The 15,316-nt window shown below is 67.0% G+C and carries 13 protein-coding genes and 1 tRNA gene; 5 read left to right on the forward strand and 9 right to left on the reverse strand.

Annotated features, from left to right (window positions below):
• Positions 1–53 precede the first annotated feature (53 nt).
• The gene (locus tag ASG86_RS13380; protein WP_056335004.1) at positions 54–710 is read left to right on the forward strand and encodes an MBL fold metallo-hydrolase; all 657 of its coding nucleotides are present in this window, start codon (positions 54–56) and stop codon (positions 708–710) included.
• On the opposite strand, the gene ASG86_RS13385 is transcribed toward ASG86_RS13380, so the two are convergent.
• Positions 707–1,816 (reverse strand): PLP-dependent cysteine synthase family protein, encoded by a 1,110-nt coding sequence (locus ASG86_RS13385; RefSeq protein ID WP_056335006.1) that lies wholly within the window; start codon positions 1,814–1,816, stop codon positions 707–709. The two genes, ASG86_RS13380 and ASG86_RS13385, sit on opposite strands and share 4 nt — an antisense overlap.
• A gap of 109 nt (positions 1,817–1,925) precedes the next feature.
• Here ASG86_RS13385 and ASG86_RS13390 point away from each other — a divergent pair, with 109 nt between their 5' ends.
• Genes ASG86_RS13390 through ASG86_RS13400 form a run of 3 tightly spaced genes read left to right on the forward strand, consistent with a single transcriptional unit; the run spans position 1,926 to position 4,416 of the window.
• Complete coding sequence (locus ASG86_RS13390; protein WP_056335009.1) at positions 1,926–2,840, forward strand: sulfurtransferase; 915 nt, start codon at positions 1,926–1,928, stop codon at positions 2,838–2,840.
• Positions 2,837–3,985, forward strand: a complete 1,149-nt coding sequence (locus ASG86_RS13395; RefSeq protein ID WP_056335012.1) for an NAD(P)-dependent alcohol dehydrogenase — start codon at positions 2,837–2,839, stop codon at positions 3,983–3,985. The genes ASG86_RS13390 and ASG86_RS13395 overlap by 4 nt, the downstream gene beginning before the upstream one ends.
• Entirely contained in the window at positions 3,982–4,416 is a 435-nt protein-coding gene (locus ASG86_RS13400) for an HIT family protein (RefSeq protein ID WP_056335015.1), read from the forward strand. Before ASG86_RS13395 ends, ASG86_RS13400 begins: the two co-directional genes overlap by 4 nt.
• A gap of 18 nt (positions 4,417–4,434) precedes the next feature.
• Here the strand turns inward: ASG86_RS13400 and ASG86_RS13405 are convergent, their stop codons facing one another.
• The 4 genes from ASG86_RS13405 to ASG86_RS13420 form a co-directional block, all read right to left on the reverse strand.
• Complete coding sequence (locus tag ASG86_RS13405) at positions 4,435–5,418, reverse strand: beta-ketoacyl-ACP synthase III (RefSeq protein ID WP_056335017.1); 984 nt, start codon at positions 5,416–5,418, stop codon at positions 4,435–4,437.
• 26 nt (positions 5,419–5,444) lie between these two features.
• On the reverse strand, positions 5,445–9,410 hold the full coding sequence (gene hrpA / locus ASG86_RS13410; protein WP_056335020.1) for an ATP-dependent RNA helicase HrpA: 3,966 nt from the start codon (positions 9,408–9,410) through the stop codon (positions 5,445–5,447).
• 67 nt (positions 9,411–9,477) lie between these two features.
• Positions 9,478–9,816 (reverse strand): protealysin inhibitor emfourin, encoded by a 339-nt coding sequence (locus tag ASG86_RS13415; protein WP_056335023.1) that lies wholly within the window; start codon positions 9,814–9,816, stop codon positions 9,478–9,480.
• Positions 9,817–9,875: 59 nt separating this feature from the next.
• Complete coding sequence (locus ASG86_RS13420) at positions 9,876–10,928, reverse strand: M4 family metallopeptidase (RefSeq protein WP_056335026.1); 1,053 nt, start codon at positions 10,926–10,928, stop codon at positions 9,876–9,878.
• 125 nt (positions 10,929–11,053) lie between these two features.
• Here ASG86_RS13420 and ASG86_RS13425 point away from each other — a divergent pair, with 125 nt between their 5' ends.
• The gene (locus tag ASG86_RS13425; RefSeq protein ID WP_056335029.1) at positions 11,054–12,004 is read left to right on the forward strand and encodes a cation diffusion facilitator family transporter; all 951 of its coding nucleotides are present in this window, start codon (positions 11,054–11,056) and stop codon (positions 12,002–12,004) included.
• Between the two features lie 81 nt (positions 12,005–12,085).
• On the opposite strand, the gene ASG86_RS13430 is transcribed toward ASG86_RS13425, so the two are convergent.
• The 4 genes from ASG86_RS13430 to ASG86_RS13445 form a co-directional block, all read right to left on the reverse strand.
• A tRNA-Arg gene (locus ASG86_RS13430) sits at positions 12,086–12,158 on the reverse strand.
• A gap of 110 nt (positions 12,159–12,268) precedes the next feature.
• Complete coding sequence (locus ASG86_RS13435; RefSeq protein ID WP_056335031.1) at positions 12,269–13,852, reverse strand: ferredoxin--NADP reductase; 1,584 nt, start codon at positions 13,850–13,852, stop codon at positions 12,269–12,271.
• Positions 13,849–14,721: an FAD:protein FMN transferase gene (locus ASG86_RS13440; protein ID WP_056335034.1), complete on the reverse strand. Its 873-nt coding sequence runs from the start codon at positions 14,719–14,721 to the stop codon at positions 13,849–13,851. Before ASG86_RS13440 ends, ASG86_RS13435 begins: the two co-directional genes overlap by 4 nt.
• A 3-nt stretch (positions 14,722–14,724) precedes the next feature.
• Positions 14,725–15,216 carry an FMN-binding protein gene (locus ASG86_RS13445; RefSeq protein ID WP_056335037.1) on the reverse strand — a complete coding sequence of 164 codons (492 nt, stop codon included), beginning with the start codon at positions 15,214–15,216 and terminating at the stop codon, positions 14,725–14,727.
• Positions 15,217–15,316 lie beyond the last annotated feature (100 nt).

Below are 15,316 nucleotides of genomic sequence, written 5' to 3' on the forward strand. Positions count from 1 at the left end.
CTTAGGGACAGGGGCCGTGGACACGATTCCTGGGCGGACCCTAGGCTGGCGCTATGAAGCTGACCAAATACACCCACGCCTGCATCCGGCTCGAGAAGGAAGGCAGCGTCCTGGTCCTGGATCCCGGCACCTTCTCCGAATCAGCCGAGGCGCTGTCCGGGGCGCAGGCGGTCCTGGTGACCCACGAACACCCGGACCACATCGACACAAAGGCCGTGGTGGCCGCCCTCATCGAAGACGAAGGCCTGGCACTGTACGCCCCCGACGGTGTCGCCAAACAACTGCGTGGGGAAGCTCCGGCTGCGGCAGACCGCATCCACACGGTGGAACCCGGCCAGTCCTTCCAGGCAGCGGGCTTCGATATCCGCAGCTTCGGCGGCCAGCATGCCCTGATCCACCCGCAGATCCCCGTGGTGGCGAACATCGGTTTCCTGGTGGACGGGAACGTCTACCACCCGGGAGACTCGTTCGTCATCCCGGACGGAACCCCGGTCCGGACGCTCCTGGTCCCGCTGCACGCGCCGTGGAGCAAGTCCGCCGAGGTGGTGGATTTCGTGATTGGGGTGCGGGCGCCGCGCGCGTTCCAGATTCATGACGGGCTGCTTAACGAGAACGGCCTGGGCATCGTTGAAGGCCACGTCAAGCGGATCGGCGCCAAGTACGGTACCGAATACAGGCACCTGGCCGCCCGCGAATCCGTTGAGGTTTAGGCAGGAGCGCCGGTCCACTCCCCGGTGTCCAGGAAGCGCGAAATCACTGCCTCGTACGGCGCGGGATCCAACCCCTTGGAAGCCAGCCAGTCCTGGTTCCAGTAGGTCCCCGCATACCGTTCGCCGCCGTCGCACATCAATGAGACGATGCTGCCCCGGCGGCCCTCTGACAGCATCTGCGCCACTGTCTGCCAAACTCCCCACAGGTTGGTGCCAGTGGATGGACCCGCGTGCAGCCCGGCGAAGGAGTCCAGGTGCCGCATGGCGGCGATCGAGGCGGCATCCGGGACCTGGACCATGCGGTCGATCACCGAGGGGATGAAGCTCGGCTCCATCCGGGCCCGCCCAATGCCTTCGATGCGCGAGGGGCCGGTGGGCCGTCCGGCTGTTTCCCCCAGCCAGCCTGGATAGAACGCCGAGTTCTCCGGATCAACCACCAGCAGCCGGGTTGCATGGCTGTGGTAGCGCAGGTACCGGCCGATCGTGGCACTGGTTCCACCCGTGCCGGCGCCCACCACGATCCATTCCGGCACCGGGTGCTGCTCCAGGCTGAGCTGGCCGAAGATGGATTCGGCGATGTTGTTGTTCCCGCGCCAGTCCGTGGCCCGCTCCGCGAACGTGAACTGGTCCATGTAATGCCCGTTGCAGGTGGCAGCCACTTCCTCCGCCGTGGCATAGACATCCGAGGCGTTCTCCACCAGCAGGCAGGAGCCGCCGAATTTTTCGATCAGCGCGATCTTTTCCGGGCTGGTGGTGCGTGCCATCACGGCAACAAAGGGGAGCCCCAGCAGCTGGGCGAAGTAGGCCTCCGAGACCGCCGTGCTGCCGCTCGAGGCCTCCACGATGGTAGTGTGCGCCCGGATCCAGCCGTTGACCAGGCCGAACAGGAACAGGGACCTGGCCAGCCGGTGCTTCAGGCTGCCGGAGCGGTGGGTGGATTCGTCCTTCAGGTACAGCTGGATGCCCCACTGTTCCGGCAGCGGCACGGAGTACAGGTGGGTGTCCGCCGAGCGGTTGTTTTCGGCCTTGATGGTCCGGATGGCATGGTCGGCCCAGTCCCGGTCCGAGCCGTCATGGTTCCTGCCGGTGCTGCCCTCGATCGTCACCAGTCCAGCCTACCCGCGGCACCGGGAGCAGCCCGTCTAGAGTGGGACCGTTGGCCGTCACGGCATGGCGTTTCCGCCTCGGCCGCCCCATGCAATGGAAGGAGCACCGATGAAGCCCTTGATGGACGTTCCCGCCCTGGAGGCCAGGCTCGCCGCCGGGCACCGCACGGTGCTGCTGGATGTGCGCTGGGTGCTGGGTGATCCCCACGGCCGCGACCACTATCTCGCCGGGCATCTGCCGGGCGCGGTGTTCGTGGACCTGGCTTCCGAGCTTTCGGATCCGGCGGTCCCGGACCGGGGACGGCATCCCCTGCCGTCCGCCGGACAGTTCCAGGAAGCCGCCAGGGGCTGGGGCATCAGGAAGGGCGATGTGGTGGTCGCCTACGATGACAGTGCAAACATGGCAGCCGCCAGGGTGTGGTGGATGCTCCGCGATGCCGGCCTTGACGAGGTTTACCTGCTCGACGGCGGCCTGGGCGCGTGGCGTGCCGCAGCCCTGCCCGTGGAAGGGGGCCCCGTCCATCCCGCCCCGGGTGACGTGGAGTTGGGCACCGGGCACATGCCGGTGGTCGACGCCGGGGCTGCCGCCGCCTGGCCGCGCCATGGCCTGCTGCTCGATGCCAGGGCAGGGGAAAGGTACCGGGGCGACGTTGAGCCGGTTGATCCCCGGGCCGGCCATATTCCCGGCGCGTTGAGTGCCCCCACGACGGGGAACGTTGACGACGGCGGCCGGTTCCTTTCGCGCGCGGAGCTTCGGCGGCGGTTCGAATCCCTGGGCGTCTCGGCCGGCCGGCCCGTGGCCGTCTACTGCGGTTCCGGCGTGACGGCAGCCCATGAGGTGGCTGCGCTGGAACTCGCGGGGATCCCGGCCGCGCTGTACCCCGGCTCATTTTCGGAGTGGTCCAACCGGCCCGAACTGCCGGTGGCCACCGGACCGGAACCAGGTGCCATGGCGGCCGGGACCCGGGACCGCGGAGGGCCGGTTGGAAACTCCGCCGGCGGCGGGGGTACGGTCGCACTATGACACCAGGACGCCCCGTACCTCCGCCCCTCGCCAAACCTATAAGCCCTGCCAAACCCACGGAACACACCGGGGTGCGTGCCGCCGCTTACGGTGCAGTCTCCCGGGACAGTGGCCTGGTGCCGCTGACCGTGGCCCGGCGGGCACCCAAGCCGAATGATGTGGAAATCGCGATCGAGTTCTGCGGGCTCTGCCACTCCGATGTGCACGCCACCCGCGGAGAATGGGGCGGCCAGTCGTACCCGCTGGTTCCCGGCCACGAAATCGTGGGAACCGTCAGCAGGGTGGGTTCTGACGTTACCCGCTTTGCCGTGGGCGACCGGGTGGGTGTGGGCTGCATGGTGGACTCCTGCCGTGAATGCGACAGCTGCCTTGACGGCCTGGAGCAGTATTGCGAAAACGGGATGACCGGCACCTACGGCGCGAAGGACCGGCGGGACGGCGATGTCATCACCCAGGGTGGATATTCCTCTTCCATCGTGGTGGACCGCCGCTACGTCCTCCGCGTCCCGGCGTCACTGGACCCGGCCGCCGTCGCGCCCCTGCTGTGCGCCGGCGTCACCACCTTCTCGCCGCTGCGGCATTTCGACGCCGGGGAAGGGGACGTGGTGGGCGTCGTCGGACTTGGCGGGCTTGGCCACATGGCCGTCAAGCTCGCAAAGGCGATGGGAGCGAAGGTGGTGGTGTTCACCACGTCGGAGTCCAAGGTGGCAGCTGCGCTGGAGTTGGGCGCGGACCAGGTTGTCCTGTCCCGCGATGAAGCTGCCATGGCGGCCGCGGACCGCACGGTGGACCTCATCATCGATACGGTTGCCGCCCCGCACGACCTGAACCCCTTCTTCCGCACCCTTCGGGTGGACGGGGCATTGTTCCAGCTGGGGCTGCCCTCCGAAGCCATGCCCCCGGTCAACCCGGGTGCCCTGATCCGCCGCAGGATCGCCTACGCGGGATCCCTGATCGGCGGTATCGCTGAAACCCAGGAGATGCTGGATTTCTGTGCTGAGCACGGCGTGGTGGCCGACATCGAGGTGGTGTCCGCCGGCAGGCTGAATGAAGCTTACGACCGGATGGTCGCAGGAGACGTAAAGTACCGGTTCGTGCTGGATACCGGCACACTGCACACAGCCGCCGAGGAGGCAGACGCATGAGCACCTTGTTCACGAAGATCATTAACGGTGAGATTCCGGGCCGGTTTGTGTGGCGCGAGGACGACGTTTCGGCGTTCCTCACCACCGGCCCGCTCGCCGACGGCCACACGCTGGTGGTCCCCACGGAGGAAGTGGACCGCTGGACGGACGCGTCGCCGGAAACCCTTGCGAAAGTCATGGAGGTGGCGCGGCGCATCGGTGCGGTCCAGGTGGATATCTTCGGGGCACGGCGGGCGGGCCTGATCGTGGCGGGCTACGAAGTCAACCACCTGCATGTCCATGTATGGCCGTCGCAAAGCATGGCCGATTTCGACTTTGGCTCCGCGGACCAGAACCCGGACCCCGCCGTCCTGGAGGCCAACGCGGAAAAGCTGCGCGAAGGCCTCCGCGCCGCCGGGTACGGGGAGTTCGTACCCGGCAGCCAGGGATAAGTCAGGCGAGCCGGGACATCAGTCCCGGCGCGGGGTCATCGCCACCATGCCGGCGTAGGTGAAGCCGCCGCCGAAGCCGAACAGCAGTGCTGGGACGTCCGCGGGGATCCGCCCGGAGTGCCACCATTTGCTCAGGCCGAGCGGCACGCTGGCGGCGGAGGTGTTCCCCGACTCGGTGACATCGGTGATGACAATCCGGTCCGAGAGCCCCAGTGCCTCCGCGAGGGGTTCGATGATGCGGAGGTTGGCCTGGTGCGCGGCCAGGACCTGGATGTCGTCCAGTGTCAGCCCGGCCTTCGCCACCGTTTCGCGGGCACGTTCCGGCGCCTTGGTCAGGGCCCAGCGCAATACCTCGCGCCCGTTCTGCGAAAACCTTCCCGAGGGCGGAGAGATCCGGACAGCATCGGCCATGCCGCCCTCCGAACCCCACACCACCGGACCGATCCGGGGCGTCTCCGAAGGGCGTACGACGGCGGCGCCGGCGCCGTCGGCGGTGAGTACGGCGGTTGCGCGGTCCGTCCAGTCAGTCACCGCCGACAGGGTTTCTGCCCCGACCACGATCGCGTGGGACGCGCTTCCGCTGCGGATGGCCTGGTCCGCCACGCCAAGGGCGTATTCAAAACCCGAGCAGGCCGTGTTGACGTCCATGATTCCCGGGCCGCGCCCGTCCCGACCCAATCGCAGCGCATCAGCCACGCGGCCGGCGGTGTTGGGGGAGCGTTCGGCGGCCGTGGTGGTGGCCACCACGACGAGGTCGATATCCCCGGCCGGGACGCCCGAATCTGCCAGTGCCATCCGGGCCGCGGGAATGGCAAGGTCCACCACGGTCTCGCCCTCGCCGGCGATGCGCCGTGTGACGATGCCGGTGCGCTGGCGGATCCACTCATCGCTCGTCTCCATCATGCCTTCGAGCTCATGGTTGTCCATGATGCGCGAGGGCTGGGCGTGGCCGAGGCCGGCAATCTCGGTCCCTGCCGGGCCCTGGGCAAGCGTGAGCTTCATTCGATTCCTCTCATTGGTGGCCGCCGCTAGGCGGGGGCCAGTGCTTTGTTGAGCACGGCGCGGATCCGCTTTTCGGATACCGAATAGGCGGTGCCGAGCTCGACGGTGAACAGGCTTACCCGGAGCTCCTCGATCATCCAGCGCACCTGGGTTAACTCCCGTCCTGCACGGCGTCCCGGCAGGAGCGCCGAGACGGCATGGTCATAATCGTCCTCAAGCCGCTGGACCACAGCCATGTTGAGGGCGTCGCGCTGGACGTTGCCAGGCAGGCGTTCCAGCCGTTTCTCGATGGCCGCCAGGTACCTGGGCAGCTGGCTGAGCTGCGCGTAGCCCGTCCGTGCCACAAAACCCGGATACACCAGCTGCTCCAGCTGGCTCTTGATGTCGTTCAGCGCGCTGATCAGGGCCAGGCTGGTGGTGCCCTTGAGCTGCTTTTCGATCCGGCGGGTGCTGGCCAGGATGCGCTCCACCACGGCGGTGACCGTGAAGACGGTGTCGATCAGTTCGGCGCGCACCACCTCATAGAGCTGGTCAAAGGCCTTCCGGTCCCACGGAAGGTCCGCGGGCGTCAGCTTGTCGATGGCCGCCAGCGCGCAGTCGGCAATCAGGGCGGACACCGAGCCGTGCGGGTTCTGGCTGAAGGTGAGCTTTTCCGTGTTGCTCAAATGCTCCAGGACATAGCGGTCCGGTGCCGGAACCCGCAGGGCCAACAGGCGGATCACACCGCCGCGCATCGCGTCGAGCTGTTCCTCCTGGGTCTGGAAGACCCGCAGCGACACTGAGGTGCCCTTGTCCACCAGCGCAGGGTAGCCGGTAACAGTGTGGCCTTTGACCATGCTGCTTACCTGGCGCTCGACGGTGCCGAAGGTCCATTCCTTCAGGCCCTCCTGCTCTACGAACCCGGCCGCGGCGGCGGCTCCCGGCACCCCGGCCGCCTGCTGCCGTACGGGTGCCCCGGCGTCGGGCGCCTTGCCGTTCCCGCGCTGCCCCTTGCCACCGGCGCCGGGCGCAGCGGAGGCCGGGGTGGCGCCAAGCGATTCGGCAATGGCACGCCGGGTGGCGGGGGCCAGCCTCTCCTGGAGTTCCGCAAGGTCCTTTCCCTCGCCAAGGACCTTGCCCTTGCTGTCCACCACCTTGAAACTCACGCGCAGGTGCGGAGGCACGGCATCCCAGTTCCAGGAACCGGGCAGGATGATGGCGCCGCGGATACGCCGCAGCGTGAGCTCGAGCGACGGTTCCAGTTCATCCTTGGCCGGATCGAAGTCCGATTCCAGCAAGGCCACGGCCTGCCGGGCAACATCGGGGGCAGGAACGAAATTCTTCCGGATCTGCTTGGGCAGCGACTTGATCAGCGCCGTCACCAGCTCCACGCGCTGGCCCGGGATCAGCCAGCGGAACGGAGCGTCATCCAGCTGGTTGAGGAACAGGACCGGAACTTCTGCCGTGACGCCGTCGGACGGATTGGGCGGCGATCCCGGGGCCACGGGGTGGAACTCGTACGTCAGGGGAAGCTCGAAACCCTTGTGCAGCCAGGTTTTTGGGTACGCCGATTCATCCAGGTCGTCGGCATCGTCGCTGATCAGCATCGACTTGTCGTAGTCCAGGAGGTCGGGGTTCTCCCGGCGGGCATCCTTCCACCATTTGTCGAAGTGCCGTTCGGACACCACGTCGGGGCCGATCCTGGCGTCGTAGAACTCGAACAGCGTCTCGTCGTCCACCAGCAGGCCGCGGCGGCGCATCCGTGCCTCGAGTTCCTCCACTTCGTGCAGCAGCGCCCGGTTGCGGTGGAAGAACTTGTGGTGGGTCTTCCAGTCACCCTCCACCAGTGCGTGGCGGATGAACAGTTCCCGGGCCACTACCGGGTCCACCCTGCCGTAGTTGATCCGCCGCTGGGCGATGATGGGAACGCCGTAGAGGGTGACCTTTTCGTAGGCCATCACGGCGCCCTGCCGGGTGGACCAGTGCGGTTCACTGTAGCTGCGCTTCACCAGGTCCGGCGCCACCTGCTCGGCCCACAGGGGATCGAATTTCGCGGCCACCCGGGCCCACAGCCGGCTGGTTTCCACCAGCTCCGCTGCCATGACGAACGTAGGGGACTTCTTGAACAACGCGGAGCCCGGGAAGATCGCGAACCGGCTGCCGCGGGCGCCGGCATATTCGCGCTTGCGCTCGTCCAGGATTCCGATGTGGCTGAGCAGCCCGGAAAGCAGGCTGATGTGGATGCCGTCGTGGTTGCCCACGGGATCGGCCAGGCGCTTGTTGTCCAGGGAGATCCCCAGCGGCCGGGCGAGCTGGCGCAGCTGGGCGAAGAGGTCCTGCCATTCCCGCACGCGCAGGTAGTTGATGAATTCGGCGCGGCACAACCGGCGGAAGGCCGACGACGACAGCTCCTGCTGTTTCTCCTGCAGGTAGTTCCAGAGATTGAGGTAGCCCGTGAAGTCCGAGTTCTCGTCCCGGAAACGGTTGTGCTTCTCCGCGGCCAGCTGTTGCTTGTCCGTGGGCCGTTCACGCGGGTCCTGGATGGTCAGGGCTGCCGCCAGGACCATGACTTCGCGGACGCACCCCCGTTTCCCGGCCTCCACGATCATCCGGCCCAGCCGGGGATCGACGGGCAGCTGGGCGAGTTTCTGTCCGACGGCGGTGAGGCCGCCGGCTGCCTCGGGTCTGCCGCCCTTTCCCTGGGGTCGTGGGGGAGCCAGGGCGCCCAGCTCGCGAAGGAGGGTGACGCCGTCGTTGATGGCCCTGGTTTCCGGCGGCTCGACGAAGGGGAACTCCTCAACGTCCTTGGGGCCTTTCGCCACGCCCATGGCGGTCATCTGGAGGATGACGGCAGCGAGGTTGGTGCGCAGGATTTCCGGATCCGTGAAGCGGGGACGGGATTCGAAGTCCTCCTCCGAGTAGAGGCGGATGGCGATGCCGTCAGACACACGGCCGCAGCGGCCGGAACGCTGGTTGGCCGATGCCTGCGAGACACGTTCAATGGGCAGGCGCTGGACCTTGGTGCGGTGTGAATAACGGGAAATGCGGGCGGTGCCGGTGTCGATGACGTACTTGATGCCGGGGACCGTCAGCGACGTTTCCGCCACGTTGGTGGCCAGCACGATCCGGCGCTTGCCGCCCGGGTGGAACACCTTGTGCTGCTCCTGCAGGCTCAGGCGGGCGAACAGGGGGAGGATTTCGGTGTTGGCCAGCCTGCGGTTGGACTGGATACGGGCCTGCAGTGCGTCTGCGGCATCGCGGATTTCCCGCTCCCCGGAGAAGAAGACCAGGATGTCGCCGGGCGCCTCCGCCGCGAGTTCGTCCACGGCATCGCAGACGGCGTCCAGGGGGTCGCGGTCCTCCTCGAGTTCATCGTCCGAGGCTTCGTCGTCGTCTGCCTTCGGCTGGGACAGGGGGCGGTAGCGGATTTCCACGGGATAGGTCCGGCCCGACACCTCAACGATGGGGGCGGGGTCTTCCGGCGTGCCGAAATGGTTGGCGAACCGTTCGGGATCGATGGTGGCCGAGGTGATGATGACCTTCAGGTCCGGCCGCTGCGGCAGGATCCGTTTCAGGTAGCCGAGGATGAAGTCGATGTTGAGGCTTCGTTCGTGTGCCTCGTCAATGATGATGGTGCTGTACTTGCGCAGCAGCCTGTCCCGCTGGATCTCGGCGAGCAGGATGCCGTCCGTCATCAGCTTGACCTTGGTTGCCTTGCTGACCTCGCCCGTGAAACGGACCTGGAAGCCCACCTCCTGGCCGATGTCCACGCCAAGTTCTTCCGCAATGCGCTCGGCCACGGTCCGTGCTGCCAGCCGCCGGGGCTGGGTGTGCCCGATCAGGCCCTTCTCGCCCAGGCCAAGTTCCAGGCACATCTTGGGGATCTGGGTGGTCTTTCCGGAGCCGGTCTCGCCGGCGATGATGGTCACCTGGTTGGCGGCGATCGCGGCCATCAGGTCCTCGCGGCGCTCGGAAACCGGCAGCTCGGCGGGATAGGAGATATGAAAAGTCATGGCTGCAGACAGTCTACTGCCGGACAGAAACAGCCCTTCATTCGACTCCCTGCTGCGGCACGCACCTTCAGGCGGGACCGCCTCCACCAGCCCCGGGCCGGGACCCGCCGGGAGATTCTTCTGCGGCCGCCCGTGCGGTATCAACCAGGACGCGCCAGGGACCGGTGAGGGCATGTTCCGGCAGGGCAGCCCGGCGCTGCCCTGCCGAGATGGAGTACATGAAGCGGTCAGGCTGCGGTGCCTCGAAAGCCGCGGCGGCTGCCCGCGGGGTGCTGGGAACGGCGTCCCAGGGGCAGGCCTCCACAAGGGGCTGCCACTGGCTGAGGTCACTGTCCGACTGGGCATCAACGGTCCACACCCGCGTGACCGCAGCCAACCCGCCGCTCCGCTCCACCTTGATCTTCATGGCCTGGCCCCTGGGCTTTCCTCTGGCCCGGCGGCCTGTGACCCGGCAGCCGGTGGTGGTTAAACCTTGACCTTTACAGTTTCCCACGCCCCCCGTACGGCGTCATGCTCTTTGGAGTCCGAACCAAAAAGGTCCGTGGCGGCACGTACCGTGGCGCGGGCAAAGACGGTAAACGTTGCGGCCGGCGGCAACGACCCATTGGTAAGGGCCTCGTACCAGATGCGGCCGGGAGCCTCCCAGGCGTGGCCGCCCAGGGCATCCGCAACCAGGTAGAACGCGCGGTTGGGGATGCCGGAGTTGATGTGCACGCCGCCATTGTCAGCGCTGGTCCGGACGTAGGAGTCCATGGAATCTGGTTGCGGGTCCTTGCCCAGCACGTCGTCGTCGTATGCCGTTCCGGGGGCTTTCATGGACCGAAGGGCCAGCCCCTGGACGTTGGACGTAAAGAGGCCTTCCCCGATCAGCCAGCTGGCCTGGGCCGCGGTCTGCTTCCGGACGTATTGCTCAACGAGCGCGCCAAAGACATCCGACATCGATTCATTCAGGGCACCCGCCTGGTTCCGGTAAACAAGTCCGGCCGAGTATTGGGTAACGCCGTGCGCCAGTTCGTGGCCGATGACGCTGATGGACTTGGTGAACCGTTCAAAGACGTCACCGTCGCCATCGCCAAACACCATTTGGGTGCCGTTCCAGAAAGCGTTGTCGTACAGATTTCCGAAGTGCACCGTGGCATCAAGCTTCAGCCCGCGTCCGTCAATCGAATCCCGTCCAAAGGCCTCGGCATACAGCCGGTGGGTGTGTCCCAGTCCGTCGTAGGCCTCATCGGTGGCGGCATCGCCGGTGGCACGCCCGCCTTCCTTACGGACCAGCCTGCCCGGCAGGGTCTCTTCACCGCCCGCATCGTATACGGTGCGGTTCACCGGACCCGGCTTGGCCTGCCGCAGGCTGGGCGGAAGGACCGGGACAGCCTGTGCGCGTGCAGCCTGGAATGATTCGACGTGGCCCAGGGCCTTCCGCGCGGCGCTGGCCGCGGAAGAGAACCCGGGAGCGTCCTGTTGCGCCAGCCGGCGCAACAGATAGGGCGGAACGATGGAACAGAACTGAACGTGCATGGCGTACTCCCTCAGCTAGGTGGTTTCAGCTTAAGAGGAGCCAGTGACAATCAACGGCAGGCCGCGGCCCCAGATTGGTCAGCCATCCTGGTACTGCAGCAGGCGCAGGTGGGTACGGTAAGCGCATGGCTGAAACCGAAAAGGGCTCCACGTCCAGCTCAACCCTGCTGACGGTCATTATCGCCTTCGTGGCCAACACCCTTGTGGCGGCGGCGAAGTCAGTGGCCGCTGTCCTGACGGGCTCGGCCTCCATGGCGGCGGAGGCAGCGCACTCCTGGGCAGATACCGGAAACCAGGTGTTCCTGTTCTTCGCCGAGCGCCGTTCCGCCCGGCCCCGGGACAAGAGCCATCCCATGGGGTACGGCCGGGAAGCCTATGTGTGGTCCATGTTCGCCGCGTTCGGCCTGTTTACCGCCGGCGCGGTGGTGTCCATCATGCATGGCATCCAGCAGATCATTGAGCCGGAACCTGCCGCGGATTTCGCTGTGGCCTACGTGGTCCTGGCCGTGGCTTTCGTTTTCGAGGGAATCTCCTTCGTCCAGGCCTTCCGGCAGACCAGGAAGGCGGCCCACGAGCTGGACCGGCACACGCTGGAGCAGGTACTCATTAGCTCCGATCCCACCCTGCGCGCCGTCTTCGCCGAGGACGCTGCCGCGCTGATCGGCCTCGTGGTGGCATTCGTGGGCGTGTTCCTGCATCAGGTCACGGGATCGCCGCTGCCGGATGCGATCGGTTCGATCGCCGTCGGCGTACTGCTGGCCGTCGTCGCCGTCGTCCTGATCGACCGGAACAGGCGTTTCCTGGTGGGCCAGGGCGTCACCCCTGACATCGAACGGTCCATGGCCCGGCGGGTGCTGGAGCACCCGGACATCGCCCGGCTCACCTACCTGCACCTGGAATTCGTGGGACCCCGCAAGCTGTATCTCGTGGCGGCCGTTGACCTGCAGGGGGACCATCCCGAACACGAGGTGGCCGTAACCCTCCGCCGGCTCGAGCGTGAGCTGGAGGACCACGAAACGGTCGAGGAAGCCGTGCTGACCCTGGCCACGCTTGATGAGGCCGCCCTGAAATTTTGATCCTGCGGCACGCGGGGTGGGACCGGATAAGGGATGCAACGAAAGAACCCCGCCGCTTCACTGAAGCGGCGGGGTTTTCTGTGCCCTCGGTAGGATTCGAACCTACGGCCTTCTGCTCCGGAGGCAGACGCTCTATCCCCTGAGCTACGAGGGCAATCCGGATTTCCTGCCGTTCCCGGCGGGACGTCCTAGAGCTTAGCAGGAAGGTGGCCCGCAAGGGAAAACCGACACCTGGACGGGGAAGGGGCGGGCAATCAGGTGTCCTCAGTAGCCGGAGAAAGAGTCTGTCCGGACCCGCCGGGCGCCCGCGCTCTTCGCCGCGCGGCGCAGCGATGCAACGCTCGCCGGGGACCCCGACACATAGACCTCGCGGGCCGCTATGTCCGGCACCAGTGCCGCAAGGGTTTTCCCGTCCAGCCGGTCCCCGGGGAGCCGGTCTTCCTGCGAGCCGTCCCGGGGGCCGGCGTCACCGGCAGCGGAGGCCAGTCCGGACGGCGGCCGTGAACCATCCGCCGTGCGGACAAGCACCCGGATGCCGGAATCCCGGAGTTCTTCCGCATAGGCCACTTCATCAGCGCTCCTGGCCAGGAGGAGGAGTACTGCGTCCCGCTCCCGCAGGCCCCCTGAGGACAGATGCGAAACGAAGGGGGTGATCCCGATGCCCGCTGCGATGAGCAGCACCGGGCGGTGCGGATCGCGCGGCAGGACAAAGTCGCCGCCCACTGCCGTGGCTGCCACTTCGTCTCCCGGCCGCAGCGCCAGGAGCGACTCCTTTGCCGCGGACAAGGGGCCGGCCGTCCGCACGGCAAACTTCACCAGGCGCTCGCCGGGGGAGCCGGTCAAACTGAACATCCGTCGTCGGCCCCTCCCGTCAGGCCTGGCCTGCGGCAGGTCCACTTCCATGTACTGGCCGGGAAGGAAACGCACCGGCCGGGCAGGTTGGAAGGAGAACTCGGTGGTGGCCGGCGTCAGCTGCCGGGTACCCGTGAGCCGGAGCTTCACGGCCCCGCGCTGGCCTGCCAGGAAGGCCAGCAGGTTGCCGGCCAGCAGGGCGGCCTCAGGTGAGTTGGCAAAGATGCCCAGGTTCCAGGGGGCGGCAAAGAGCACCGCCACCACGGCGGCCAGCGCCAACTGTTGCCGGCGGCGGGGCGGCAGCGTCAGGGGCTCGGTCAGCATGAATCCGACGAAGAACAGGACCGGCCGCTGTGCCAGGGCCTGGTAGATGCCCATGCCCGCCGTCATGCCGGAGCGAAGCAGTTCCAGCGTGATGACGGCGCTGGCCACCAGCGTGAACACGGACGCCATCAGCACTTTGTGGGTTCGGTACAGGACCAGCAGCACGCCCGGCAGCAGCAGCCACAGCATGGCAGGAGTCGCCGCCCACCACGTTGCAATGTTCAATCCGGTCAGTCCGGTGGCAAACGCACCGGCGGCAGCGGGATTGAAGATGTGCCGGCCACGCCACGCCAGTGCGTATTTCGAGGCGGATGCCAGGGTACACGCCAGTGCCACCCCGGCCAGGTCCAGCGGCTGGAGCGACGGCCAGAACAGGAAATAGAGCAGCAGCCCCGTGATGAGGGACGACTCCGTATGGGGGTTCACCCGGAAAAAAGCCGCCAGCGCCCGGTTGGAGGCGTAGGTCAGGCCCAGGCACAGTGCAAGGTGGACCAGCATGTCCGGAATGCCGAACGTGAGCCAGCCCAGGATGTTGAGCAGGACGCTGTAGGCGGCCAGCACCGCCAGGACCACCAGGGTAATCCGGTACATGGTGAACCTGCCCACGGCAGTCCCCATCCGGCCGGCCAGGGACGCGGGCGGGCGGGCGTGCGGCGTTTCCACGGGGTTCATGAGAACAGCGTCCCTTCGAATTCGGCGGAGTAGGCGGCGCTGCCGTCGGAAAAGACGGTCAGCCAGGAAAAATCAAAGGTTTCCTGGAGCGCGGCGCCGGGAACAAAGAACAGGGCCGTTGCAAGGGCATCGGCCAGCATGGCCGTCCCAGCCAGGGTCCAGGTGGCGACGGCGGTCCGCACCGGCTGCCCGGTGGTCCCGTCCAGGACGTGGTGCAGCCCGTCGCCCCAGGCGCGGCGGTTGGCGGCGGAGGCACACAGGGCGCGGCCGTCCAGGTCGATCTTCCCGATCGCCTGGGCCGGGTTGTAGGGGTGTTCAAGCGCCACGCTGACGGGCCCTGCTCCGCGGGCCAGGAGGTCGCCGCCGGCATCGATGACGAACGCGCCAACGCCCGCATCCAAGAGCTCCGCGGACAGCAGGTCCACCAACAGGCCCTTGCCGGCCGCGCCGATATCCAGCAGCGCGGGGGCGCTCGCGGTCAGGACTGTTCCGGACCAGGTGAGTACCGATTCCCAGGCCGGGGCGGGCAGCGGCGGACCGGCCGGCCGCAGCGAATACGCTGCGTCATACCCCAGGCGTTCCAGGCTGCCGCCGATCAGCGGGGTCATGGCGCCGCCGGTAACCCGGTACAGCAGGCGGTACAGCTCGCCCAGCGGGGCGGCCTCCTCCGGAAAGGCATAACGTCCCGGCGTCCGTGCCAGCTGAGCCACCCGTGAGTCGGGACGGAAACGGGACCAGTCGCCGTCGAATTTTTCAACCCTGTCCAGGAGGCGTGCGCGAAGGGAGGGCGGCAATGGCTGCGCAGTGGTGATTTCCCAGGCGGTTCCAATGCCCTGGAACGAAAAGTCCTCCCAGTCCCTGACGGGCACTGCCTACTGCGCCTCCGCCTTGATCTTGTCGACGGCCTGGTTGAAGCCTCCGCTGGTCAGGGAGGACCCCGCAACCTTGGAAACGTTAAGCTCGTCGATGTTCCTGCCCACCACCTGCGCGGCGATGCCGCCGGCGAACTGGCCTTGGAACTTCCGGGTGTTTGGATTGGACGGGTGCTGGGTGATCTGCACGTCCGTGACTTTTCCTGCCGCCAGCGTCAACTGCACGCCCACGGTTTCCGTGCCGTTTGGGGACACGTAGTTCCCGTCCGCGCTGTAGGTGCCGTCCTTGTAACTGCCGCCTGTGCCGGCAGGGGCGGCAGAACCGGCAGCAGGAGCGGCCGGGGTTCCCGTGGTGCCAGGGGTGCTGTCCGCCGCGGACGGTGCGCAGCCCGCCACCGTTCCTGCGAGGGACAGGCCTGCGAGACCGGCGAAAATGCTTTTGCGGAACGCAGTGCCGGAGGTGTCGGGGCTTTGGGGGCTGGAGGGTCTCATGAAGGCTCTCGTTTCACTTTTGGGGCTATACCGTTCACTTTCGCTACGGTTTAGTCAACGCCGGATCCACGCGAATGGTTCACCGCACTCTTCCGGATGC

Source organism: Arthrobacter sp. Soil764 (assembly GCF_001428075.1).
GTDB lineage: Bacteria > Actinomycetota > Actinomycetes > Actinomycetales > Micrococcaceae > Arthrobacter.